We start from the raw sequence: 22433 nt of genomic DNA, 5'->3' as shown, positions 1-22433 counted from the left end.
TGTGCGGCGCGCGTCAGCGCCGCTGCATTCGATACGCCACCGCGTGCAGCGACGTCACGCCCTCGTTCCGGAAAGACGCTTGGTCAGCGAGGATGTCGCGCCGTACGAGCACGTCGACATCCCACTCGGGTCCGAACAGTTCCCGCACTTCGGCTTCGCGCACGGAGAAGGGCGGGCCCGCCTTCTCGTGCTCGGGAAACTCCAGCGTGATCATCAACCCGACGCAGCCCTGCGGCAGTTGCGCGTACACCTCGCGCGCATACCGGCGACGCAAGCCCGGCGGCAACGCGATGATCGCCGCACGGTCGAAGAACGCCTCGCAATCGGCGAGATCCTGCGCATCGAGCTTGAACACGTCGCCGCACAGCACTTCGATCGGACCGGAGATCCACAGCGCGCCATCCGGCGTTTGCTGCACCTGCGCCATCAACCGCTGCTCGGCGAAGAATTGCTCGACCGCCAGTTCCGCCAGCTCGACGCCGAACACGCGATGCCCATGCTCGGCCAGCCACGGCATGTCGACGGTCTTGCCCGCGAGCGGCACGAACACCGTCGCACCCTCCGGCGCGCCGATGCGCTCCCAGCACTCGACCAGCAGCGGAGACGGCGTGTCCTGGTGGAACCCGGTCCGGCCCTCGCGCCAGCGCGACAGCCAGTTCTCGCGATCGTGCTCCAACTCGGTGGTCATTCGACGACGAGCCCGTCGACCTTTTGCCAACCGCGCGGCAACAAGCCGCCACGCGAAGCGCGCGCACCGACGTAGTCGTCGAGTTCCTTGAACGAGAGCGTCATCGAGCGAGCGCCCGACTTCACCGACAACTTGCCGCCCGGCGGCACGACGGCGACCGCGACCACGCGCTCCGTGCCGAGCTTCGCCTTCGGAATCTCGATGATCTTGTTGCCCTTGCCCTTGTCGAGCTCCGGCAGGTCCTTCACCGGGAACGCGAGCAGGTGGCCCGCGGTGGTGACCGCGACGACGCGATCGCTTTCGACGGCACCGACGAGTGCGGGCTGCACGACCTTCGCGCCGGGCGTCAGCGACAACATCGCCTTGCCCGCCTTCTGGCGCCCGGTGAGATTGACGAACTTCGTGACGAAGCCGTAGCCGTGCGAAGACGCGATCACGAACCGTGTTTCATCGTCGCCACTGGCCATCGCCTGGAACGACGCGCCCGCCGCGGGCGCGAACCGCCCGGTCAACGGTTCGCCGTTGCCGCGCGCACTCGGCAGCGTGTGCACGACGGTGGAATAACTGCGGCCGGTCGAATCCAGGAACGCCACCTGCTGCGTGCTGCGCGCGCGCACGGCGGCGAGCAACCCGTCGCCTTCGCGGTAGGACAGCGACGCTGCATCGACGTCATGGCCCTTCGCCGCGCGGATCCAGCCCTTCTCGCTGATGACGACCGTCATCGGCTCGCTCGGCACCAGTTCGGTTTCGTCAAGCGCCTGCGCCGCGCCGCGCGCGACCAGCGGCGAACGGCGCGCGTCGCCGAACTTCTTCGCATCCGCCAGCAGTTCGTCCTTCACCAGTTTCTTGAGCTTGGCCTTGCTGTCGAGCGTGGAGAGGATCTTTTCCAGTTCCTTCGCCAGTTCGTCCTGTTCGCCGCGTATCTTCATTTCCTCCAGGCGCGCGAGTTGTTTCAGGCGCGTGTCGAGGATGTAGTCCGCCTGGTCTTCGCTCAGCGCGAAGCGCGCGATCAACGCATCGCGCGGCTCGTCCTCGGTGCGGATGATGCGGATGACCTCATCCAGATTCAGGAACGCGATCAATAAACCCTGCAGCAGGTGCAGGCGGCGTTCGACCTTGTCCCGGCGATGCTGCAGGCGACGCACGACGGTCTTGGTGCGGAACACCAGCCATTCGGACAGCAGCTGCTTGAGGTTCTTGACCTGCGGGCGGCCGTCCTCGCCGATGACGTTGAGGTTGACGCGATACGAGCGCTCGATGTCGGTCGTCGCGAACAGATGGCCCATCAACTGCTCGGCGTCCACGCGGTTGCTGCGCGGCACGAGCACCACGCGCACGGGGTTCTCGTGGTCGGATTCGTCGCGGATGTCTTCCAGCCACGGCAACTTCTTGGCGCGCATCTGCGTGGCGATCTGTTCGATCACCTTCGACGGCGAGACCTGGTAGGGCAGGGCCGTGATGACGATGTTGGCGTGTTCCTTCACGAACGTGCCGCGCGCACGCACGCTGCCCAGGCCCGTTTCGTACATCTGCAGCAAATCCGCGGCCGGCGTGATGATCTCCGCCGTCGTCGGGTAGTCGGGGCCGCGCACGTGCTCGCACAGGTCGCGCACGCTCGCTTCGGGATCGTCGAGCAAGCGCACGCAGGCGGCGACGACTTCGTTGAGGTTGTGCGGCGGCACGTCCGTGGCCATGCCGACCGCGATACCCGTCGTGCCGTTGAGCAGCAGGTGCGGCAAGCGCGCTGGCATCCACGCCGGTTCGTCCAGCGTGCCGTCGAAGTTGGGCGTCCAATCGACCGTGCCCTGGCCCAGTTCGCCCAGCAGCACTTCGGCGATGGGAGTGAGCTTGGATTCGGTGTAGCGCATCGCGGCGAAGGACTTCGGATCGTCGCTCGAACCGAAATTGCCCTGGCCTTCGATCAGCGGATAGCGATACGAGAACGGCTGCGCCATCAGCACCAGCGCCTCGTAACACGCCGAGTCGCCGTGCGGATGGTATTTGCCGATCACGTCGCCGACGGTGCGCGCGGATTTCTTCGGCTTGGCCCCGGCGTTGAGCCCGAGCTCGCTCATCGCGTAGATGATGCGGCGCTGCACCGGCTTCAGACCGTCGCCCAGGAAGGGCAGCGCGCGGTCCAGTACGACGTACATGGAATAGTCGAGATACGCGCGTTCGGCGTATTCGCGGAGGGGGATTTGCTCGAAGCCGTGGAAAACGGGGCGGACGGTGTCGTTCATCAGATGCTGCGTAAGGCGAGTCGCCGGAAGTGTACCCGCCGCCGCCGGATGAAGAATGTTTCATGGTCCGGCAATCGGCGCGAAAGCGCCCGCGGCGCAACCTGTCCCGGCGATATCCCATCGCCCCATCGACAGGAGTTCCCGCCATGATCATCCGCAACAGCCTGCTGCTCCTCGCGCTCGGTGCCGTGGCCGGCACCGCCTTCGCCGCCTCGCCCCAATCCATGGCCACCCCCGCGCCGGCCGCCAAGTCCACCGCCGCCAAGGCCGAACACAAGGACAAGCGCACCTGCGAACAACGCGGCAAGACCGGCCACTGCGAGAAGTGGTCCAAGGCCGACAACACCAAGGCCGCCGCCAAGAACAAGTAACGACCTCCCCGATGCGACCCCGGGCGGCGTGGCGATCCCCTGACCCCGCACCGCCGCGACCGCCCGGGCTTCGCACCTTCGCAACCGCACCCCGGCCCGGCGCTATCCTCCGGGCCGGAAGGAGGCGGCGATGCGCATCCTGTTGATCGAAGACGACGCAGACACCGCCGCCTGGCTCCGACAGGGCCTGAAGGAGGCGGGGCACGCGGTCGACCACGCGGGCGACGGCAAGGACGGCCTGTTCCTCGCCACCACCGAACCCTACGACGCCTTGATCGTCGACCGCATGCTGCCCGCGCTCGACGGCCTCACCGTGCTGCGCACCTTGCGCGGCGCCGGCAATCGCGTCCCCGCGATCGTGCTTACCGCGCTCGGCGACGTGGACCATCGCGTCGAAGGCCTGCGCGCCGGCGCCGACGATTACCTCTGCAAACCCTTCGCCTTCGCCGAACTGAGCGCCCGGCTGGACAACATCGTGCGCCGCGGCGAGACCACCGGCGCGGCGGCGGAAACGAAACTGAAAGTCGGCGATCTCGAACTCGACCTGCTGCGCCGCCAGGCCCAGCGCGGCACGCGCCGAATCGATCTGCTTCCGCGCGAATTCCGCCTGCTCGAAGCACTGATGCGCCAGGCCGGTCGCGTGGTCACGCGCACGATGCTGCTCGAACAAGTGTGGGACTACCACTTCGATCCGCAGACCAACGTCATCGACGTGCACATCAGCCGGCTGCGCCAGAAGATCGACCACGGCGAAGCGACGCCGCTGCTGCACACGGTGCGCGGCGCGGGCTACCGATTCGGCGACGCGTGAACCTCGCGCGCACCCTGCGTTCCACCAGCGCGCATCTCGCGGTGGCAGTGTGCGTGTCGTTCCTGCTCGGGTTCGCGTTGCTCGGCGGCGCTGTCTACATGGCCGTGTCGACGCTGCTGGTGCGCGATGCGCGCGAAGCCATCGCCGCCGAAAGCGAAGGCCTGCGCGATGCCTTTCGCGACGGCGGGCGGGCAGGGCTGGCCGAAGCGGTCCGCGACCGCATCGCACTGCCCGATGAACCCGATGCGCTGTACGCCGCCTGGTTCGACGACCGAATCGTCGCAGCGAACGTCGCGCGCGGCAGCCTCCCCGCGCGCGACGGCTGGCGCGAAGCGCGCGACGCCGACGACACGCGCGTGCTGTTGCAACGCACGACGCTCGCACCGGGCGTGGTCGTCGCCACCGGATTGCGGCTGCGCTCGGAAAGCGGCTTCCTCGCGATGGGCGCGCACGACGCTGGCCGCGCTCGCGATCGCGGTGGTGCTCGGCCTGGCGATCGGCGCGATGACCGCGCGGTGGGTCGCACGACGCTTGCAGGCGCTCGATGCGACGGCCGTGCGCGTCGGCGCGGGCGAGATCGCGTTGCGCGCACCGGTCGACGGCACCGGCGATGCCTTCGACAATCTCGCGCTGCGGTTCAACGCGATGCTCGACCGCATCGAAGCCCTGCTGGCCGGCGTGCGCGAGGCCACCGACCACATCGCGCACGATTTGCGAACGCCGCTCACGCGCATGCGCACGCGGCTCGACCAGCTGCGTTCGCAACCATCGGTGGACCCCGAAGCGCTCGAACCGGCCATCGCCGACGCCGACCAACTCCTGCACGCCTCCGGCGCGCTGCTGCGGCTGGCGCGCATCGAGGCGCAGGGCGGTATCGAGGCCGAAAGCAGCGTCGACCTGTCGAAGCTCGCGCGCGACGCCCTGGACCTCTACGAACCGATCGGCGCGGAACGGGGCATCACGCTCACGCTCGATCCGCTGCCGTTGACCGTGCGCGGCGACGTCGACCAACTGTTCCAACTGGTCGTGAACCTGCTCGACAACGCGATCAAATACGCACCGCCGAACACCGCCGTCGCCGTCTCCATCCACCGCACCGGCAACCACGGCTGCATCGCGGTGGCCGACCACGGCCCCGGCATCCCGGACACCGAGCGCGACCGCGTCTTCGACCGCTTCCACCGCGGCGAACGCCACCGGGGCACCCCCGGCAGTGGCCTCGGCCTGAGCCTGGTGCGCGCCATCGCCGTGCGCCACAACGCCCGCATCGCGCTCGACGACAACCACCCCGGCCTGCGTGCCACCGTCTCGCTGCCGCTGGCGTTCACGAACCCCGCATCCGCATCGCAGGATCCGGGCCAGACGCGTTGACATCCATTGCGCCGCACCGCACCATACGCGCCCACCTGCCCGGGTGGCGGAATTGGTAGACGCACTAGTTTCAGGTACTAGCGAGTAAAATCGTGGAGGTTCGAGTCCTCTCCCGGGCACCAACACAAGATTCCGGAACGTCCCAGACCACCCCGGAAGTCGCCAAAAACCCGCCCCGTAGGCGGGTTTTTTGTTGCCCTGGCATCCCGGGACGCCTCCTTGCAACCCGGCTCCAATGGAGCCATATTCGGGGGCATCTGGCGGCTGGGGGCACATTGGGCCCACCTCCGCCCCGCGGTGGAGGCTCCGTCGTCGTGGCGAACCTGACCAACAAGCTCTCGGATGTCTTCATCCGTTCCGCGCCGCCCGGCCGGCATGCGGATGGACACGGCTTGTATCTCGAAGTGACGAAAAATCTGTCGCGCTATTGGCGCATGAAGTATCGCTACGGCGGGAAGGAAAAGCGGCTGGCGTTCGGCGTGTACCCGGAGGTCAAGGTGGCCGAGGCGCGCCAGCGTCGCGATGAGGCCCGCCGACTGTTGCGCGATGGCCGCGATCCGTCGGCGGTCAAGGCCGAGGCCAAGACCGCGGCGCGTCGGGAGGCGATGGCGGGCTTCGAGCTCGCAGCGCAGGGCTGGTTGGAAGCGAAGCAGTTGGAGTGGGCACCGGAGACGTATCGGAAGGCGCGGTATCTGCTGGACACGTACCTGCTGCCGAAACTGCGCCGCAAGTCGATCGCCACGCTGACCACGCGCGATGCCATCGCCGCCTTGCAGGACGTGGCCATCCAAGCCCCCGCGCTCGCGGTCAAGGCCAGGCAGTACCTGCACGGCATCGTGGACCACGCGGTGCGCCAAGGCCTGCGCGACGACGGCCGACCGCTCTCGTTGCAGCACGCCCTGCCCAAGCGAACGAAAGGCCATATTCCTGCGGCAACCGACCTCAAGCTGATTCGCAAGCTGGTGCGCGCCATCGACGAGTACCCGTCGACCGTCGTGCGGGCGGCCTTGCAACTGGCGATGTACACCGCGATGCGCCCCGGCGTCGTGGCGGCCGCACGCTGGGAGGACATCGACTTCGACCTGCGCGAGTGGCACGTCCCCGGCGCGCGGATGAAGACCAAGCACGACCACATTGTGTCGCTGCCCATCCAAGCCCTGACGGCGTTGCACGCAATGCAGGCCTACACGGCAGGCGGCACGTACGTGTTCCCGCCGCTGGCGCGGCAGAACACGCCGCACCTCCACCGCGATTCGCTCAGCAAGGCGCTGCGCGAGATGGGGTTCGCCGGCCAGCACGCGACGCATGGCTTCCGCGCAATGATGCGGACGATTGCCCGCGAACGCCTCGGCCTCGACGCCGACCTGCTCGAAGCGCAGCTCGCACACGCCAAGAAGGGTGAGGTCAACGCCTCCTACGACCGCACCAAGTTCGACGACACGCGCCGCACGGCCATGCAGCGGTGGGCCGACTACCTGGAACGAATAGGCACGGCCAAATAGCACTCGCTACTTGCGCGCCTATTCGTCGTCGCATCCGCGCCGACGACATTCCTCTTTCCAGGAGAAGGCGCGTGGAAAAGTTCGAGTTTTCGAGGACGCAAAACAAGTTCCTGTTGGACCGCGGTGTGTGCCAAGAGCAAATCGGGCGCCTGCGCTCCCTGCTGCCGGTTGTCCATCTCATGCTCACCCAATATCGGGCGGCGAGCCATATGCGTCCGGCGCTGGTGGGCATCGAGGATGCTGCGAGCAAGTTGGGTGCATTGCTGCGCGCATTGCTGTGCGCATCCGACCAAGACTCGCGCAACGCTCAAGCGGTTATCGAGACCGGCGGCAAAATGTGGGGCCTCATGGTCGTCGAAGGGCGGGCGTCGCCGCCGACCTGCGTGGTGGTCCCGCAAGCAATCTCGATGCTGGATGCAATTTCGACTGCCGCTCGGGCCGGGTTGAAGCTGTGCGAGGGCCGCGACGGACGTCCCAGCGGCCTGGGCGCGGCTGCCGTCGGCATGATCCATCAAACGTTGGCCTTCGGTTGGCATGCAGAAGCACGCCGAGGCAATGCGCCGAAGAAGCATTGGGACGTCGTGCTTCGGCCCGCGGTCGAAACCTGTTTCGACGTGGTGGGCGCCGCTGCGTCTATCGAATGGTCGCTCAAGCAATACGGAAAGCAGCGAGGGGCGCAGGCGCTCGCGTTGGAAAACATGTTCGCCCAACGCGCTACCGCGCGTGGTTCCCATCCCGACCGGGAGGAAACTTAGGAAAAACTTAAGAGTTCCCTGCTATTGGCCAGCGCTGATTTCGCGCGATCGTCGCCTCCGAAGCCCGGGGTGGTCCTGGGCAACGCGAGGAATCCCGCGATGAAGCGGAACAAGCAGGCCGTGTGGGCCGCGTACGAAAAGAAGCTCGACCAACCCGTGCACTTCCTCCGCAAGCGCGAGGTGTGCGCGCGGGTGGGGTTGAGCAACTCCGAACTCCATCGCCGCATCGCTGCCGGCGATTTCCCGGCGCCGATCAAGCTGGGCGACCGCTGCCGCGCCGTGGGGTTCTCCTCGGCGGAAATCGAGGCGTGGATGGCCGCGCGCGTCGCCGCCCGTAACGAAGGAGGTGCCGCATAAAACCCTTCATTTGGTTCGACGATCCGAACACGTTCGTGAAGACGGGTGTGGAGCTCGGCTTGTTCTCCCTCCTGAACGCCTACGAGGACGGTGTCTTGGTCGTGTCGGACGACGTTTCGCGTGAGGACGCCTCGGAAATCTTCGCCGACGCCGGTGTGATGCGTGCCCTGCTGGAACAGTCGGCGGACATGGAGTTGCTCAACAAGCTGATGGGCGAACACTACGAGCATCCGGAGTTGCGCCGAACGCGCGGTGAGGGCGACGGCTCCTAGGCGCGGGTGGATTTTCGCGAAACCAAACCTGCCCACGTCGGGATTTTCGTGACGCGGGGCTCCCAGTGCGAGAGGCGCCGCTGCCGTAGCGTCGAGAGATTGGCAGCGGCGCCAATGAGGAATGGAGGAGCAGGGGAAATGGCTACAGCGGATGGCAACGGCCTCATTGAAGGCTTGCGGCCGTTTATCCCGCCCGGCGCGTATCAGATGCGCCTCATCGACTGGAAAACGGTGATGTACAACGGCCGGCAACCCAAGGTCGTGTTGCAGTTGGCGGTGTGCAGCAACGGGTACATGGGGACGCCGTTGGAGCGCTGGTACAACGCGACGAGATTGATTGGCAAGGTCGGGCGCCACGGCGGCTTCGCCGCGCCCGGATCGGGCGACCTGCTTTTCGAGTACGTCGACATCACCGGCAACTCACCGCGGAGGAGCGATCGCATCAACCTTTCGCATCTCGGCGATCGGCTCCTGCTCGGCCACGTCGAAACGGTCGTCAAAAATCAACGACAGCGAGTGCGGCCTATCGATTTGCGCTACAGCGTCGTCAGGCGTTTGGAGAAGGCGACTGTCTAGCCTTACCCGTACCTATACCTGTTCCCACACCTACCGCGTCATCCCTGAGAGTGTGGTGCAGCAAGCGTTTCAGCGTGTGCGGTTGGCAAGGATTTCGACTTCAGGCTCTTGGATCGGTAGAAGCCTGGATACCCGTCTATCTGTAAATCTACCGGCCCCGGTCGTCGCGCAGTACATCGCACGGCGGTCGGGGTCCAAGTCATTGCCGTCATGCTGAACACCTGGCGCGTGCGCGCGCGCGAATGACTTAGGTGAAACCGTCATGGTCCGGAAATCCGATATGCGCTGCGGCGCGAAGACGCGGCTGGGCGGGAAGTGCAACGCCAGACCCGCGCGCACCGGCGGACGCTGCAAGTGGCACGGCGGGTGCTCGACCGGCCCGCGGACGTCCGAAGGCAAGGCTAAGGTTGCGTTGAACCTGCCGCGCACAGCGCCATGTTCGCGCGCTCGAAATCCAAAATAGGAAGCTGTTGCCTAACCCGCTGAGGATTCGCGTGGGCCCCACGCCGCACGCGGAGGGGGGTGCAGCTTGAAATGTCACGATGCCCGGGGGCTTCTACAGGGGGAGCCCTAGACTCATGTCCGACGCACTCCGTCAGATGCACCCCCAATGTGCGGAAGGGGTAGGCGCTACCTTCAAGTCACGCGGAAATTTTGCGGCGCGGCATGCGCCCTTCCGATGCGATGGCGCGCAGATGCATTGCGTGCCACGAGGAACGCGGCCCCGACCTCACGACGCCAAGTCGTCGAGGATCGGGCACTCCGGTCGCGCATCGCCGTGACACCGGCGGGCGAGTTCTTCGAGCGTCCGCTGCATCGCCTGCATCTCCGCGATCTTCTCCCCCAGCGCTTGTGCGTGCTGGCGCGCGAGCTTCTTGACGTCGGCGCTCGCACGCGCGCGGTCGTCCCACAGCCCGAGCAAGTTCGCGATTTCCTTCATCGAGAAGCCCAGCGTCCGTGCGCGCTTGATGAAGCGGATGCGGTGCAGGTCGTTGTCGGTGTAGATGCGGTAGCCGGCGAAGGTGCGGCCCGCCTCGGGGATCAGGTCGATGCTCTCGTAGTGCCGGATCATCTTCGCGCTGACGGCCGTCAGGGAGGCCGCCTCGCCGATGTTATGGAAGCCTTGGGACTTGGCGTCGGCGAGTTCGGGGCGGGGGGCTTTCCGGGGCATGGCGGAGGTCCTCACGGGGATGGCGACCAGCGGCGCAGCAACAGGGTATTCGACACGACGCTAACCGACGAGAAGGCCATGGCGGCACTGGCGATCACGGGGTCCAGGAGCCCCATCGCGGCGAGCGGAAGGCCGAGGATGTTGTAGCCGAAGGCCCAGAACAGGTTCTGGTGAATCTTGCGGGTCGTGCGGCGGGAGATGTCGATGGCATCTGCGACCAGGGCGGGCTCGGAGCGCATGAGGGTCACGCCGGCTGCATGCATCGCGACGTCCGTGCCGCTACCCATCGCGATGCCGACGTCCGCGGCGGCGAGGGCGGGCGCGTCGTTGATGCCGTCGCCGACCATGGCAACGCGGCCTTCGCGCTGAAGGTCGCGCACGACGTCGGCCTTGCCACCCGGCAGGACTTCAGCGCGTACTTCGTCGATTCCCAGCGCGCGCGCGACGGCCTCGGCGGCGCCGCGGTTGTCGCCCGAGATCATGATCGTGCGCAGGCCCATGCCATGCAGCCGCGCGATCGCTTCGCGTGCACCGGGCCGCGGTTGGTCGCGGAAGGACAGCAGGCCGAGAAGCCGAACTCGATCGTGGATTCGCTCGGCAAGCCAGGACACCGAGTGACCCGACGAGGAGAGTAGGGCGTCGCGCTCCGCCAGTGGTGACAGGTCGACACCTTCCTCGCGCATCCACAGCGTGCTGCCGAGGAACAAGTTTCGGCCTTCAACTGAACCACGCAGGCCACGACCCGGGACCGCCTGCAAATCGTCGGCCGTACTCACCGCCTCGTCGAACGCGGCGACGACTGCCTTCGCGAGCGGGTGTTCGGACCCCGACTGCATCGACGCCGCGAGGCGCAGGAGCTCACGGGCGTCGCCGTCGACGGCTACGCGCTGGGCGAGGACCGGCTTGCCTTCGGTCAGTGTTCCGGTCTTGTCGAAGGCGATGATCGACACGTTCCTGGCGATTTCCAGCGCCTCGGCATCCTTGAACAGCACGCCGGCGCGCGCCGCCACGCCCGTACCCGCCATCACCGCGGTCGGCGTCGCCAAGCCCAAGGCACACGGACAGGCGATGACGAGTACGGCAACCGCGTGCAGGATCGCCGCGCTCCAATCGCCGGTCGCCAGGCCCCAAGCCGCGAGCGTTGCCAACGCGATCGCCACGACGACGGGGACGAACACGGCGCTGACACGGTCGACGATCCGTTGGATGGGCGCCTTTCGTCCTTGCGCGTCCTCGACCATCCGGATGATGCGGGACAGCATGCTTTCCGCGCCAACCGCCGTTGTGCGCACCACTACGCGACCGTCGCCATTGACGGCGCCGCCGGTGATGCGATCGCCGATACCCTTGGCCACCGGCAGCGATTCGCCGGTCACCAGCGATTCGTCGGCATGGGTGCGGCCGTCAACCACCTCGCCGTCCACCGGGAAGCGTTCGCCAGGGTGCACGATCACAACATCGCCGGTGACGACTTCGTCGATCGCAAGTTGATGCTCGACGCCATCCCGCACGACGCGGGCCGTGTTCGGTCGCAGCGCCTGCAAGGCGCGGATCGCATCGGTGGTCTGCCGCTTCGCACGCCCTTCCAGCCACTTGCCGAGCAGGATCATCGTGATCACCGCCGCCGACGCCTCGAAGTACAACGGCCAGTCGCCGTGGTGATTCGGTGCGCGCAGCAAATTGAAAAGGCTCAGCCCGAATCCGGCCGACGTGCCCACCGCGACGAGCAGGTCCATGTTGCCGGTGCCCGCGCGAACGGCGCCCCATGCAGATTTGTAAAAGCGCCAGCCCAGCCAGAACTGCACCGGCGCGGCCAACGCGAGTTGCCACCAGCCGGGAAGCATCCAGTGTCGGCCGACCAGCGCGCCGAACATGGGCAACACGAGGGGCAGGGAAAGCAGCGCGGCGATCACCACCTTTTGTCCCTCTCGCATGCCGGAGGTGACCTGCGCGTCCGCCGAAGCCCCCGCGTCGTCCAACGAGTCGGGAATGGCGGTGTAGCCCGCATCAGCCACGGCAGCGTGCAGGGTTTCGTCGGCGATCTGCTTCGACACGCGCACCGATGCGCGCTCGGTCGCAAGGTTCACGACGGCTTCCGCCACACCCGGCACTTTGTGCAGCGCGCGCTCGATACGCGCGACACACGACGCGCAGGTCATGCCCTCCACCCGGAACTCGGTAGTGCGGAGGGACTCGATCGGGAGAGCGACTTCCACGTTCATGGCAACAGCCTCTGCTGGGAATGCCGGGCAGCCTGGGCCTTCCCATGATGGGAAGGTCAACCGCATGCAGCCTCACGCCTTTCGACGCCGAGGTCGGGTTGACCTTGCACTTGGTGCAGGCCCCAGGGTGCGCGTCCCCCAAACGCCCACGAGGCTCATCGCGTGCCCACCGTTCGCCCGTATCGCCGTTCGCTCCTTTCCCGCGCCTTACTAATCGCGACCGGCGCTGTCAGCCTTCCCGCGCTGGCCGCCGACGAGTGCGGCCCCGCCTCGCCTGGCGGGCAAGTCGTGTGCACGCCGACGCCAACGCCGATGCAGCAGGTGCGGTACGAGGGTGTCACCGATTTTGAAGTCGTGCTGAAGTCGGGTGTCACCGTCGACGGCACGCTGTTGCCGGAACGCGACACCGCGGTCGTGGTTCACGGCGACGGCGCGATCTCCCTCAACGCCGAGGACGGGAGCGTGATTCGCAATGACACCTGGCCCGCAGTCGATATTGCATCGACCTCAGGCTCGGTCAACGTGCGCGTCGATGCGGTGTACGGCGGCTTCGCTGGCATCGCCGCCGTCGCGGGCGGTGACGTAAATGTGTGGGCGAATCATGTGGAGGGCGACTTCGCAATCCTGGCGAACAGCTTGGGCGGCAACGTCACCGTTGATGTCGCCTCAGTGTATTCCGGGCCAGGTGGTGCGGGCGTCTGGGCCGACACGACGGCCGGCAACGTACTGATCCTCGCTGGCGAAGTGCTCTCGGAAGGCGATTTCGGCAAGGGGCTCTACGCCTCGTCGGAAAACGGCTCGGTCGCAATCGAAGCCGGCTACATCCGGGCCGAAGGCATCGGCGCGCTGGGCGTGCTGGCCGAGTCTTGGGAGAACGGTAATGTTGTCGTCGACGTCGACACCGTAGCGGCGGCGGGCGAGGGTAGTGTTGGCATCATCGCGGCAGCCGGCGCAGGCGACGTCGCGATTACCGCGAACTGGGTCAGCTCGCAGGGTCATGATGGCCTGGGCATCGGCGCGTTCGCATTCAACGGCGACGTGTTCGTTGATGCCGAGGGCGTCGCCACCGACGGCGACTTCGCAAGGGGCATCGACATTGGCGCGTTCGGCGACGTCGCGGTCCGAAATGGCTCCGTTTTCACCACGGGCGTCAGCGCGGACGCGGTCAGTGTCGAAACAGTGGGCGACGTCGGCGTGCAATCGCAACGGCTCGCCACGTATGGCAACGATTCCTACGGGCTGCGCGTCCTGACCAGCGGCAATGTCGCGGTCGATGTCGACGAGATCACGACCTTCGGCGAGCGCTCGGCAGGTCTGCAAGTCACCACCGGCAACGGCGATATCACCGCGCGAGTCGGGCGCGTGCACACGCTGGCGACGACGGGCGACTGGTTCGCCGTCGGCCTGAGTGCGTGGGCGGGAGACGCGACGTTGATCATCGACGAAGAAGTCCGTGCTGACTCCGGCTACGCCGTCACCATGGCGTCCCTGACGGGTGGCGCAGGAATTAGCGTGGCCGAGGGCGCGCACGTTTACGGCCAGGCCGTTGCGATCGACTCGGCGACCGCAACCGGCACGCGCATCGATATCGCGGGTGTCGTGGAGAGCGGCGCTGGCCCCGTCATCAAGGTGTCGGGCAACGACTGGGGCGACGGTGCGGCCGACATCCGCGTAGGTGCGACAGGTGTCCTGCGCGGCCGCATGGAGCTGTCGCGCGGCGACGACAACCTAGCGAATGCCGGCACATTCGAGACGTCGGGCGTCAGCGTGTTCGGTGAAGGCGGAGACCGATTCACGAATCTCGGAAGCATTGTGCTGCAAGGCGAAGGCACTGCCATCAGACTCGCCGAATTGGAGCGATTCGAGAATGCCGGTCGGGTCTCGCTCGCCAACGGACGCACGGGCGACGTCTTCGCCGTCGACGGTACGGTGCACGGTGTGCCGGGCGGTGTGCTGGCCATTGATGTCGACATCGACGACAAGACGGTCGACCGCATCGAAGTTGGCGGCTTGTCAGGCACCAACGCGCTCGAACTCGAACTCGCTGGCCAAGGGTCGCTGTTGGGCTTGTCGGGAATCCGGGTGCTCACCTCGGACAGCGCACAAAATGGAAGCGAACTGGTGCTCGCCGACACCAGCCGCAACGTCGGGTTCATCGGGTTCAACCTGAAGTACGACGGCCTGGCCAGTTGGACGCTCGAAAGCGACCTCGCTGATGCCGCATACCTGGCCGCCGCCGTCCCCTCCGGCGTGCGCGACTTGTGGCGACAGGGCACGCAGGCGGTGTCCACGCACCTAGCCGTGACGGATGCGCGCGCTGACACCGACGGCGTGTGGTTCCAGTTGGTGGGTGGCGACTTCGAGGGCAATTCGCACCTGTCCCACGCGCGCGGGTCGCGTGAGCTGGAATGGCAAGGCACGCACAACGGCATACAACTGGGCGCCGAGACGTCATTCGGTGATTGGCGCGTTGGTGTCACCGGCGGATACGGCCGGGCGACGATGGACCTAGGTGCAGATGGCGAAACTCGGCTCGATTCCATCAACGCCGGCGCCTATGCGCGCTATTGGAAGGCGGGATGGTTCGCGGGCGCCGTCGTGCGCGGCGAACGGGTCGACTTGGAGACCGATTGGCAATCCATCGGCCTGGCCGACCAAGGTGACGGAAGCGCGGTGGGCATTGAACTCGAAGCCGGCCACCGATTCACGATGTCACGCGCGTGGATTGAGCCGCTCGTGCGTGTGTCGTGGATCGACGTACAGCTTCCCGAACAGCACGGTCAATCTGGGGAAATTCGGTGGGAGGACAGCGCGCTATCGACCGGCGAGCTGGGGCTGCGCATGGGCGTGCAGGGTTGGCGCGACTTGCGCCCGTATGCATCGATGTCGATCGCGCGAGAATTTGGCAACGGCGATGCAACGGTGTACGACATCGGAGCGGACACGGTGCGGGTCTCCGACGAAGGTGGGCGGACATTCGGCCGCTTCGCCGGCGGCGCGGAGTGGTCCCTGGGACGCGTCGACCTGTACGCCGAAATCGAAGCGCGCGTAGGCGACATGGAGGGGGTCGGTGGACGGCTCGGCGCGCGCATCAGCTTCTGATCGACGAGACTGCCACCGGGACCTGCCGGTGGCAGTGCGACTGCTGTTCGGAGCGCATGACAAGGATGCGATGTTGTTCTCGCACGTTTTCGCACCCGGCGCGATCGTCACGGACCGCGAGCGCCTGTTCAAGGGCATCGTATCGATCGTCGCATGGCAGCGTGACTTTGAAACACGCTACCCGGCGCACTCGTTCGAGCCGCTCCGGCTCGCGCGGAGCGCGCGCAACGTCGTCGCGCACATGCGTGTGCGCGGCGAGTTTCCCGGCAGCCCGCGCAAACTGTCGTATCGGATCGAACTTCGCGACCATCGCATCGTCGCGATGCGCGTATCCGAAGTGCGCTGAAACTGTTGCTACTTGCGGCAGCAGCGCAGCCAGCGACAGAGGTGGCGCTGTAGTCGTTCGATTCGGCGACGCTCGCATTCAAGGTGTTCGGCATGCGCGCGCAACATCGCGCGCAACGTCGATTCGTCCTTCGCCTTCGCGATCACTTCGGCGATCTGGCGCATCGACAGTCCAGCGTGTCGCGCGCGGCGGACGAGGCGTGCGCGGCGCATGTCTTCGTGGGAATACTGGCGGTAGCCTGCGGCAGTACGCGTCGCTTTCGGCAGCAGGCCGCGCCGCTCGTAGAGGCGAAGCGTGGCGGGCGTAACGCGGATGCGGCGCGCGGCCTCTCCGATGTCGAGGGAGTCGTGGCGAGCCATCTGTACTGTGTGACCGCAAACGGGCGGGCCACCGTGCGCCTTACCACGGGGGGAAGGTCAATCCGCTGCTTGCGCTTGACCTTCCTATCGGGGCAAGGATCACCCTTCGCCCATCGGCATTTTCGCCAGACGGGAGAGTCCCATGAATTACATCGTCGAAGGCATGACCTGCGCGCATTGTGAGCGCGCCATTACCAAAGCCATCCACGCGATCGATCCACAGGCCAAGGTTGATGTCGACCTGGCGGGCGGCGTCGTGACGATAAGCGACGGTGTGGACGCCGGGCTGGCAACGGCGGCCATTGAAGCGGAAGGCTATCGCGTGGTGTCCGTGCAGGGGGCGAAGGCCGCCTGCTGTGGGACTTGCCGAGCTTGATTCCTCAATCGGAGAAGAACCATGAAACTCCCTGAACTCGTGATGTTTGCCGCCCTCATCATCGCCACCGGCGACTGCCTCGCCGGCAACCCTTCACAGACGTCGGCGACGCTGCCGGTGAAGCAGCAGCGCGCCGACGACTTCACGCAGTACGACACGGACGGCAACGGCCTCTTGTCGAAACCCGAACTGGCCAAACATCCGATGGGAGCGCACGCCTCGATGGTGGACGCCAATCGAGACGGGGTTCTCGACAAGCGCGAGTTCGCAGAACTGGAACGCATGTGAAGCAGCGGCGAACCTGAATTGCAAAGGTACGAAGATATGGAATTGCCGGAACAGCACGAGCTTGCACTCGACCACGCATGGCATCTTGCGCGCGAGTATTTGGGCGGCCTTGAGCAGCGTCGGGTTGCGGTGTCAGCGCATCCCGAACCGATTGCTCCCGAAGGGATTGGATTGAATGCGGCGTTTGCCTACCTTCGTGATCACGTTGCCCCGTATCTGTCCGCCTCGCCGGGTCCGCGGTACTTGGGGTTCGTCACTGGCGGTGCAACGCCTGAGGCGCTTGCCGCGGACTGGGTGACGAGCGCCTGGAACCAGAACGTCTCGAACAAGGTGGGCTCGATCGCCGCCGACGTTGAATCATGTACGGTCGCGGCCTATGCCGACATCTTCGGGTTGCACCCGGCAATGCATGGGCAATTCGTGAGTGGCGCCACCGCCGCCAATCTTGTGTCGATGGCGACGGCGCGCCACTGGGCGGAGCGCACGCACGGCGCACTTCCGACCGTGTTCGCAGGTGCCGCGCATTCCAGCATCCTCAAGGCAATGGCCATCACCGGCATTGGCCGACATCGGCACGTTGCCGTTGCGACACAACCACGTAGAACCGCCGTCGACGTCGTCGCGCTGCGGGCGGCCCTCACGGCGCACGAGGGACCGTCAATCGTCGTGGCGAGCGCGGGTGAGGTGAATACCGGCGACTTCGACGACCTCGTCGCCCTCGCCGATGTGTGCGCGGAAGCTGGCGCCTGGCTGCATGTCGATGGCGCGTTTGGCTTGTTCGCAGCCTTCGACGATGCGCTGAAGCCGATGACCGCGGGCATCGAGCGCGCCGACTCGGTGACGGTGGACTTGCACAAGTGGCTCAACGTGCCCTACGACAGCGCGCTCGCATATACGCGATGGCCCGAACTTCAGCGCGAAGTCTTCGCGGCCACCTCCGCTTATCTAGGCGACGACCCCGATCCGCTGCACTACACGCCGGAGAACTCGCGTCGTTTTCGTGCGCTTCCAGCGTGGATGGTGCTCGCTGTTCAAGGGCGCGCGGGAATCGGGCGCTGGGTCGCCGACAACTGCCGACAGGCACGCCTGCTCGCCCGCGGCGTCGAATCGCTGGGGATGGATGTATTGCACGATGTCTCACTCAACATCGTAGCGTTCGCGCCCAAGGGTGCCGACGCTGCCGAACGCGACGCGTTTCTCGCGCGGCTCAACGCCACGGGCGTCGTCTTCATGACCCCCACGGTGCTGCACCAACGCGCCGCGGTGCGCGCCGCCTTCTCCAACTGGTCGACGACCGACGCCGACGTCGACCAAATCCTACAAGCCATCGCCGAATGCATCGGCGGCACGACGGAAACTGCCCCATGAGCACGAAACCCCAAGGTTGGATCGTCCACGCGTTCACCGAAGGCGGCGGCGGTGGCAATCCCGCGGGCGTCGTCGTCGACGCCGACGGACTCGACGCAGCCGCGCGTCTGCGCATCGCCGCGCGCGTAGGCCTTTCCGAAACGGCCTTCGTGTCGGCGTCGGCCACAGAGACCGTTCGGTTGGAGTTCTTCACGCCCACGCGCCAGATCGCACACTGCGGGCACGCAACGATCGCGACGTTCGCGTTACTGAAATCGCTCGGTCGAATCGGCGAAGGGCACCTCTCGAAGGAAACCATCGAAGGCCCCCGCGCCGTCATCGTGGAGGGCGATCGCGTATCGATGGAGCAGCGCGCACCGCGTTTCGAGCCCATCGCCCCGCGCGGACGCGAGGGCGCACGCATCTCGGCCTCGCTGGCAGGTACGCGCCTGCACGACATGCGCATCGTCGACACCGGCAATCGCTTCGCCGTGCTTGAGGTGGAGAGTCGCGAGGCGCTCGCGGCCGTCGATCCCGACCAGACCGCCATCGCCTACATCAGCGAGTCGCTGGACCTGGTGGGTTACTACGTTTACTCGCGCGAAGGCGCGCCCGCCGGCCGCGTCGCGACGACGCGCATGTTCGCGCCCCGTTACGGCATCGATGAAGAAGCGGCGACTGGCATGGCAGCCGGGCCGCTGGCGTGCGTCCTGTTCGATCGATTCTGCATCGGTCCGACGCTCGCGGTCGAGCAGGGAGCCCTGATGGCCGTGCCGTCGCCCAGCGCGATCCACGTCCGGCTCGACCTTGTCGACGGCGTGATCAGCCGCTTGTTCGCGGGCGGTAGCGCACGCGTCGAACGCCGCGTCGCAGTCGACCTGGAAACGGCATGAACAACGTCTATCGGATTCGCCGCGGCGAAGGTGTCGCGTCCCTGCATCTCGACCACGTTCAGGACCTGCCGCTACTTCCCGATGAAGTGCGCATCCGCATGCACGCGGTGTCGCTCAACTTCCGTGATCTTCTGGTTGCCAAGGGGCAGATGGGTGCTGGTGACGTACGCATTCCGGCATCCGACGGCGCTGGTGAAGTCGTCGAGATTGGTTCCGCGGTCACGCGATTTGCAAAGGGCGATCGTGTCGTTCCGACCTTCTTCCCGGAATGGTTGGCGGGCGCCCCGGACGACGCGGCGCTGTCGAAGTCGCTTGGCGGGAATGTCGATGGCGTGTTGGCGGAGCGATTCGTCGCGAAAGAATCGGCGCTGGTCCGTGCCCCGGAGAGCCTGACCTGGGCGGAGGCTTCAACGTTCGCGTGCGCCGGCGTTACGGCATGGCACGCGCTCTTCGGCATCGGATCGCTGCGCGAGGGCGATCACGTCCTGATCCAGGGGACCGGCGGCGTGTCGACATGGGCGTTGCAGCTTGCCGTCGCCGCCGGCCTGCGGCCCACCGTGCTTTCCAGTTCGGACGAAAAGCTACAGAGGGCGAAGGCGCTGGGCGCCGCGCATGGAATCAACTACGCGAACGAGCCGGCCTGGGATGCGCGCGTGCAGGATTTGACCGGCGGTGCGCACCGGGTCCTCGACGTCGGCGGAGCCGGCACGATCGCTCGGTCGATCGCGAGTACGCGCGCGGGCGGCACGGTCGTGACGATCGGCGGCGTCAGCGGTGGATTCGCATTGTCGATCGATCCTTTCGCCTTGGTCGGACCACGTTCGGTGACGGGCGTCGTCGTGGGGTCTCGCGCAATGACCGAAGCGCTGGTTGCCTTCATTGACGAACATCGCGTCAAGCCGGCCATCGATCGCGTGGTGCCCTTCAGGGAGGCGGCTTCCGCCTACGCGCGGCTCGAATCCGGTCAGCCTTTCGGCAAGGTCGTGGTCGCGATCTCCGACCCGTAGGCGACCGCGATCCGTCTTTCACGAGCCGATCGGGTAAAGTGCCGCCATGCGTCTCCGGGCCATCCTGCTCCGCCTGCTGCTGTGCTTCGCCCTTGTGGCGAACGGCACGTCGGCTGTGTATGCGAGCACGATGATGGCCTTCGGTGCCGGCATGGATGCAACGGCCGCCGCCCATGACGCCGCGCCGCCGTGCGACGACATGCCGGCGATGGCGCATGCGGCCATGACCTCCGACCATGACGCGCCAGCGTCGCCGGTCGCGCATGACGATTGCTGTCCGCCGGGCGCCTGCCTGTGCAGTTGCGTTTCGCACGCGCCCACGATCCCGACATTCGGGTCGATCGCAATTCCTGTGCGGCCTTCGGCCGCGCCTGGCGCCGCGCTTAGGGTTTCGTTCGCGAGCCCGGCGCTTCCACACCTGATCCGACCTCCCATCGGCTAAGCGGCCCCCCAGCGCCTGCATGGCGCTTCCGCTCGTGCGCGTTCGATCGCGTACGCATGCCCGATTTCTTGGAGTGGTTGGATGTCTTCCGATCGTTTTCTTGGAGCGCCTGTCTATCCGGCGCGTCGTCAGTTTTTGCAAGGTCTTGCCGCAGCCGGCGTGCTGGCCGGCTTCGGCGGTTTCCCGTTGCGCGCTTCCCCTGGTGTAAAGCGCAACGCCACGTTGAGTGGCACCGAGTTCGACCTCGTCATCGGCGAGTCGCCGGCCAACTTCACCGGCCGCACGCGCACGGCCATTACCGTCAACGGCTCCATCCCCGCGCCCTTGTTGCGGTGGAAGGAGGGCACGACGGTCAATTTGCGCGTGAGCAACGCACTGCCCGCGGGGTCCATCCACGGTCATGAGGCCTCGATCCATTGGCACGGCATCCTGCTCCCCGCCAACATGGACGGCGTGCCCGGCATCAGCTTCAACGGCATCGGGCGCGGCGAGACGTACCACTATCGCTTCACGGTGAAGCAGGGCGGCACGTACTGGTATCACAGCCATTCGGGGTTCCAGGAGCAGGCCGGGCTCTACGGGCCGCTCGTCATCGAGCCCATCGCGCCCGAACCATTCTCATACGACCGCGAACACGTCGTGATGCTCACCGACTGGACCGACCTCGACCCGTCGGCACTGTTCGCGCGCCTCAAGAAGATGCCGGGGTACGACAACTACTACAAACGCACTGTCGGTGATTTCGCGCGTGACGCGAAGCGCGATGGCATGTCCGCCACGATCGACGACCGCAAGACGTGGGGCAAGATGCGCATGACGCCGACTGACCTGTCGGACGTCAACGCGAACACCTACACCTACCTGATGAATGGCGCGACATCGCTCGCGAACTGGACCGGCCTGTTCCGGTCCGGCGAGAAGGTGCGCTTGCGCTTCATCAACGGTTCGTCGATGACGTACTTCGACGTGCGCATCCCGGGCCTCAAGATGACGGTGGTCGCCGCCGACGGGCAGTACGTGCATCCGGTGACGGTCGATGAGTTCCGCATGTCGCCTGCGGAGACGTACGACGTGATCGTCGAACCGACGGGGCAGGACGCCTTCACGATCTTCGCGCAGGACATGGCCCACACGGGTTACGTCAGCGGCACGCTCTCCGTTCGCGACGGCCTCCGCGCGCCCGTGCCCGCGCTCGATCCGCGCGCGATCCTGAAGATGGCGGACATGGGTCATGGCGGGATGGGTCACGACATGCCCGGCATGGGCGATGGCGCGATGCATCAACACGATATGGCGGGAATGCAACCCGACGCCATGCAGCACGGGGCCGGCATGGACCATTCGGCCATGGGGCACGACATGTCGGGCATGCAGCACGGGACGGCGATGCCGGTGCACCCGGCAAGCGAAGCCGGCAATCCATTCGTCGACATGCAAACGATGTCGCCGACGCCGCGGCTCGACGATCCCGGCATCGGCCTGCGCAACAACGGCCGCAAGGTGCTCAGCTACGGCATGTTGAAGAGCACGTTCGAGGACCCCGATGGCCGCGATCCCGGCCGCGAAATCGAACTGCACCTGACGGGCCACATGGAACGCTTCGTGTGGGGCTTCAATGGCCAGAAGTTCTCGCAGGTCGAACCCCTGCGCATGACCTACGGCGAGCGCCTGCGGATCGTGCTCGTCAACGACACGATGATGTCGCATCCGATCCACCTGCATGGCATGTGGAGCGACCTGGAAGACGAGCAGGGGAACTTCCACGTCCGAAAGCACACGCTCGACATCCCGCCGGGAACGCGGCGCACCTACCGCGTGCGCGCGGACGCGCTCGGTGGCTGGGCGTACCACTGCCACCTGCTGTTCCACATGGAAGCCGGGATGATGCGCGAAGTGAGGGTCGAAGAATGAGGACGTCCAAGCTCACGACGCTCGCG

Annotated in this window: 24 protein-coding genes and 1 tRNA gene; 19 read left to right on the top strand and 6 right to left on the bottom strand. The window is 66.3% G+C overall.

The window, feature by feature from the left end:
- Window positions 1-13: 13 nt before the first annotated feature.
- Together LF41_RS02665 and parC are read right to left on the bottom strand one after the other, a co-directional pair.
- Complete coding sequence (locus tag LF41_RS02665) at window positions 14-688, bottom strand: thiopurine S-methyltransferase (RefSeq protein ID WP_036165266.1); 675 nt, start codon at window positions 686-688, stop codon at window positions 14-16.
- A complete protein-coding gene (gene parC, locus LF41_RS02660) occupies window positions 685-2928 on the bottom strand; it encodes a DNA topoisomerase IV subunit A (RefSeq protein ID WP_036165263.1) in 2244 nt (747 codons plus the stop codon). The genes LF41_RS02665 and parC overlap by 4 nt, the downstream gene beginning before the upstream one ends.
- A gap of 146 nt (window positions 2929-3074) precedes the next feature.
- Here parC and LF41_RS16860 point away from each other — a divergent pair, with 146 nt between their 5' ends.
- Window positions 3075-3299, top strand: a complete 225-nt coding sequence (locus tag LF41_RS16860) for a hypothetical protein (RefSeq protein WP_052116062.1) — start codon at window positions 3075-3077, stop codon at window positions 3297-3299.
- Window positions 3300-3429: 130 nt separating this feature from the next.
- Window positions 3430-4110 (top strand): winged helix-turn-helix domain-containing protein, encoded by a 681-nt coding sequence (locus tag LF41_RS02650; RefSeq protein ID WP_036165259.1) that lies wholly within the window; start codon window positions 3430-3432, stop codon window positions 4108-4110.
- Here LF41_RS02650 and LF41_RS16855 read toward each other — a convergent pair.
- A complete protein-coding gene (locus LF41_RS16855; protein ID WP_052116061.1) occupies window positions 4089-4562 on the bottom strand; it encodes a hypothetical protein in 474 nt (157 codons plus the stop codon). The genes LF41_RS02650 and LF41_RS16855 overlap by 22 nt on opposite strands.
- A 28-nt stretch (window positions 4563-4590) precedes the next feature.
- Here LF41_RS16855 and LF41_RS02645 point away from each other — a divergent pair, with 28 nt between their 5' ends.
- The 8 genes from LF41_RS02645 to LF41_RS17330 all read left to right on the top strand — a co-directional run bounded on the left by LF41_RS02645 (window position 4591) and on the right by LF41_RS17330 (window position 9406).
- Window positions 4591-5481 carry a sensor histidine kinase gene (locus tag LF41_RS02645; protein ID WP_161786908.1) on the top strand — a complete coding sequence of 297 codons (891 nt, stop codon included), beginning with the start codon at window positions 4591-4593 and terminating at the stop codon, window positions 5479-5481.
- Between the two features lie 37 nt (window positions 5482-5518).
- A tRNA-Leu gene (locus LF41_RS02640) sits at window positions 5519-5603 on the top strand.
- Between the two features lie 192 nt (window positions 5604-5795).
- Window positions 5796-6983 carry a tyrosine-type recombinase/integrase gene (locus tag LF41_RS02635; RefSeq protein WP_036165256.1) on the top strand — a complete coding sequence of 396 codons (1188 nt, stop codon included), beginning with the start codon at window positions 5796-5798 and terminating at the stop codon, window positions 6981-6983.
- A gap of 71 nt (window positions 6984-7054) precedes the next feature.
- Entirely contained in the window at window positions 7055-7738 is a 684-nt protein-coding gene (locus LF41_RS02630; protein ID WP_036165254.1) for a hypothetical protein, read from the top strand.
- A gap of 99 nt (window positions 7739-7837) precedes the next feature.
- The gene (locus LF41_RS02625; protein WP_052116059.1) at window positions 7838-8095 is read left to right on the top strand and encodes a helix-turn-helix transcriptional regulator; all 258 of its coding nucleotides are present in this window, start codon (window positions 7838-7840) and stop codon (window positions 8093-8095) included.
- A gap of 35 nt (window positions 8096-8130) precedes the next feature.
- Window positions 8131-8367: a hypothetical protein gene (locus LF41_RS02620; RefSeq protein WP_152599854.1), complete on the top strand. Its 237-nt coding sequence runs from the start codon at window positions 8131-8133 to the stop codon at window positions 8365-8367.
- A 138-nt stretch (window positions 8368-8505) separates the two neighbouring features.
- Window positions 8506-8943 carry a hypothetical protein gene (locus tag LF41_RS02615; protein ID WP_152599853.1) on the top strand — a complete coding sequence of 146 codons (438 nt, stop codon included), beginning with the start codon at window positions 8506-8508 and terminating at the stop codon, window positions 8941-8943.
- 262 nt (window positions 8944-9205) lie between these two features.
- Window positions 9206-9406, top strand: coding sequence for an HGGxSTG domain-containing protein (locus LF41_RS17330; protein WP_425599461.1), 201 nt, complete (start codon window positions 9206-9208; stop codon window positions 9404-9406).
- Window positions 9407-9673: 267 nt separating this feature from the next.
- Here the strand turns inward: LF41_RS17330 and cueR are convergent, their stop codons facing one another.
- The gene (gene cueR / locus LF41_RS02610; protein ID WP_052116058.1) at window positions 9674-10114 is read right to left on the bottom strand and encodes a Cu(I)-responsive transcriptional regulator; all 441 of its coding nucleotides are present in this window, start codon (window positions 10112-10114) and stop codon (window positions 9674-9676) included.
- 11 nt (window positions 10115-10125) lie between these two features.
- Window positions 10126-12336 carry a heavy metal translocating P-type ATPase gene (locus LF41_RS02605; RefSeq protein ID WP_052116057.1) on the bottom strand — a complete coding sequence of 737 codons (2211 nt, stop codon included), beginning with the start codon at window positions 12334-12336 and terminating at the stop codon, window positions 10126-10128.
- A 162-nt stretch (window positions 12337-12498) separates the two neighbouring features.
- Between LF41_RS02605 and LF41_RS02600 the strand changes: the two genes are divergently transcribed.
- Both LF41_RS02600 and LF41_RS02595 read left to right on the top strand, forming a co-directional pair.
- Window positions 12499-15438, top strand: coding sequence for an autotransporter outer membrane beta-barrel domain-containing protein (locus tag LF41_RS02600; RefSeq protein ID WP_152599852.1), 2940 nt, complete (start codon window positions 12499-12501; stop codon window positions 15436-15438).
- A complete protein-coding gene (locus LF41_RS02595; protein ID WP_152599851.1) occupies window positions 15407-15784 on the top strand; it encodes a nuclear transport factor 2 family protein in 378 nt (125 codons plus the stop codon). The genes LF41_RS02600 and LF41_RS02595 overlap by 32 nt, the downstream gene beginning before the upstream one ends.
- Before the next feature lie 8 nt (window positions 15785-15792).
- On the opposite strand, the gene LF41_RS02590 is transcribed toward LF41_RS02595, so the two are convergent.
- Window positions 15793-16143, bottom strand: a complete 351-nt coding sequence (locus tag LF41_RS02590) for a helix-turn-helix domain-containing protein (RefSeq protein WP_052116055.1) — start codon at window positions 16141-16143, stop codon at window positions 15793-15795.
- A gap of 142 nt (window positions 16144-16285) precedes the next feature.
- On the opposite strand from LF41_RS02590, the gene LF41_RS02585 reads away from it, so the two are divergent.
- From LF41_RS02585 to LF41_RS02555, 7 genes are all read left to right on the top strand, one after another.
- Window positions 16286-16519 carry a heavy-metal-associated domain-containing protein gene (locus LF41_RS02585; RefSeq protein WP_036165245.1) on the top strand — a complete coding sequence of 78 codons (234 nt, stop codon included), beginning with the start codon at window positions 16286-16288 and terminating at the stop codon, window positions 16517-16519.
- Window positions 16520-16540: 21 nt separating this feature from the next.
- Window positions 16541-16807, top strand: coding sequence for an EF-hand domain-containing protein (locus tag LF41_RS02580; RefSeq protein ID WP_036165242.1), 267 nt, complete (start codon window positions 16541-16543; stop codon window positions 16805-16807).
- A gap of 36 nt (window positions 16808-16843) precedes the next feature.
- Entirely contained in the window at window positions 16844-18175 is a 1332-nt protein-coding gene (locus tag LF41_RS02575) for a pyridoxal phosphate-dependent decarboxylase family protein (RefSeq protein WP_084073242.1), read from the top strand.
- Window positions 18172-19047 carry a PhzF family phenazine biosynthesis protein gene (locus LF41_RS02570; RefSeq protein WP_036165239.1) on the top strand — a complete coding sequence of 292 codons (876 nt, stop codon included), beginning with the start codon at window positions 18172-18174 and terminating at the stop codon, window positions 19045-19047. The genes LF41_RS02575 and LF41_RS02570 overlap by 4 nt, the downstream gene beginning before the upstream one ends.
- Window positions 19044-20054 carry a zinc-dependent alcohol dehydrogenase family protein gene (locus LF41_RS02565; RefSeq protein WP_036165236.1) on the top strand — a complete coding sequence of 337 codons (1011 nt, stop codon included), beginning with the start codon at window positions 19044-19046 and terminating at the stop codon, window positions 20052-20054. The genes LF41_RS02570 and LF41_RS02565 overlap by 4 nt, the downstream gene beginning before the upstream one ends.
- A gap of 46 nt (window positions 20055-20100) precedes the next feature.
- A complete protein-coding gene (locus LF41_RS02560) occupies window positions 20101-20496 on the top strand; it encodes a CopL family metal-binding regulatory protein (protein ID WP_036165232.1) in 396 nt (131 codons plus the stop codon).
- An 81-nt stretch (window positions 20497-20577) separates the two neighbouring features.
- A complete protein-coding gene (locus LF41_RS02555; RefSeq protein WP_036165229.1) occupies window positions 20578-22407 on the top strand; it encodes a copper resistance system multicopper oxidase in 1830 nt (609 codons plus the stop codon).
- The last annotated feature ends 26 nt before the right edge of the window (window positions 22408-22433 follow it).

This window comes from Lysobacter dokdonensis DS-58 (assembly GCF_000770795.1).
Taxonomy (GTDB): Bacteria; Pseudomonadota; Gammaproteobacteria; order Xanthomonadales; family Xanthomonadaceae; genus Noviluteimonas; species Noviluteimonas dokdonensis.
The sequence above is the reverse complement of the archived record's forward strand: the minus strand, read 5'-3'. Positions and strand labels throughout refer to the sequence as shown.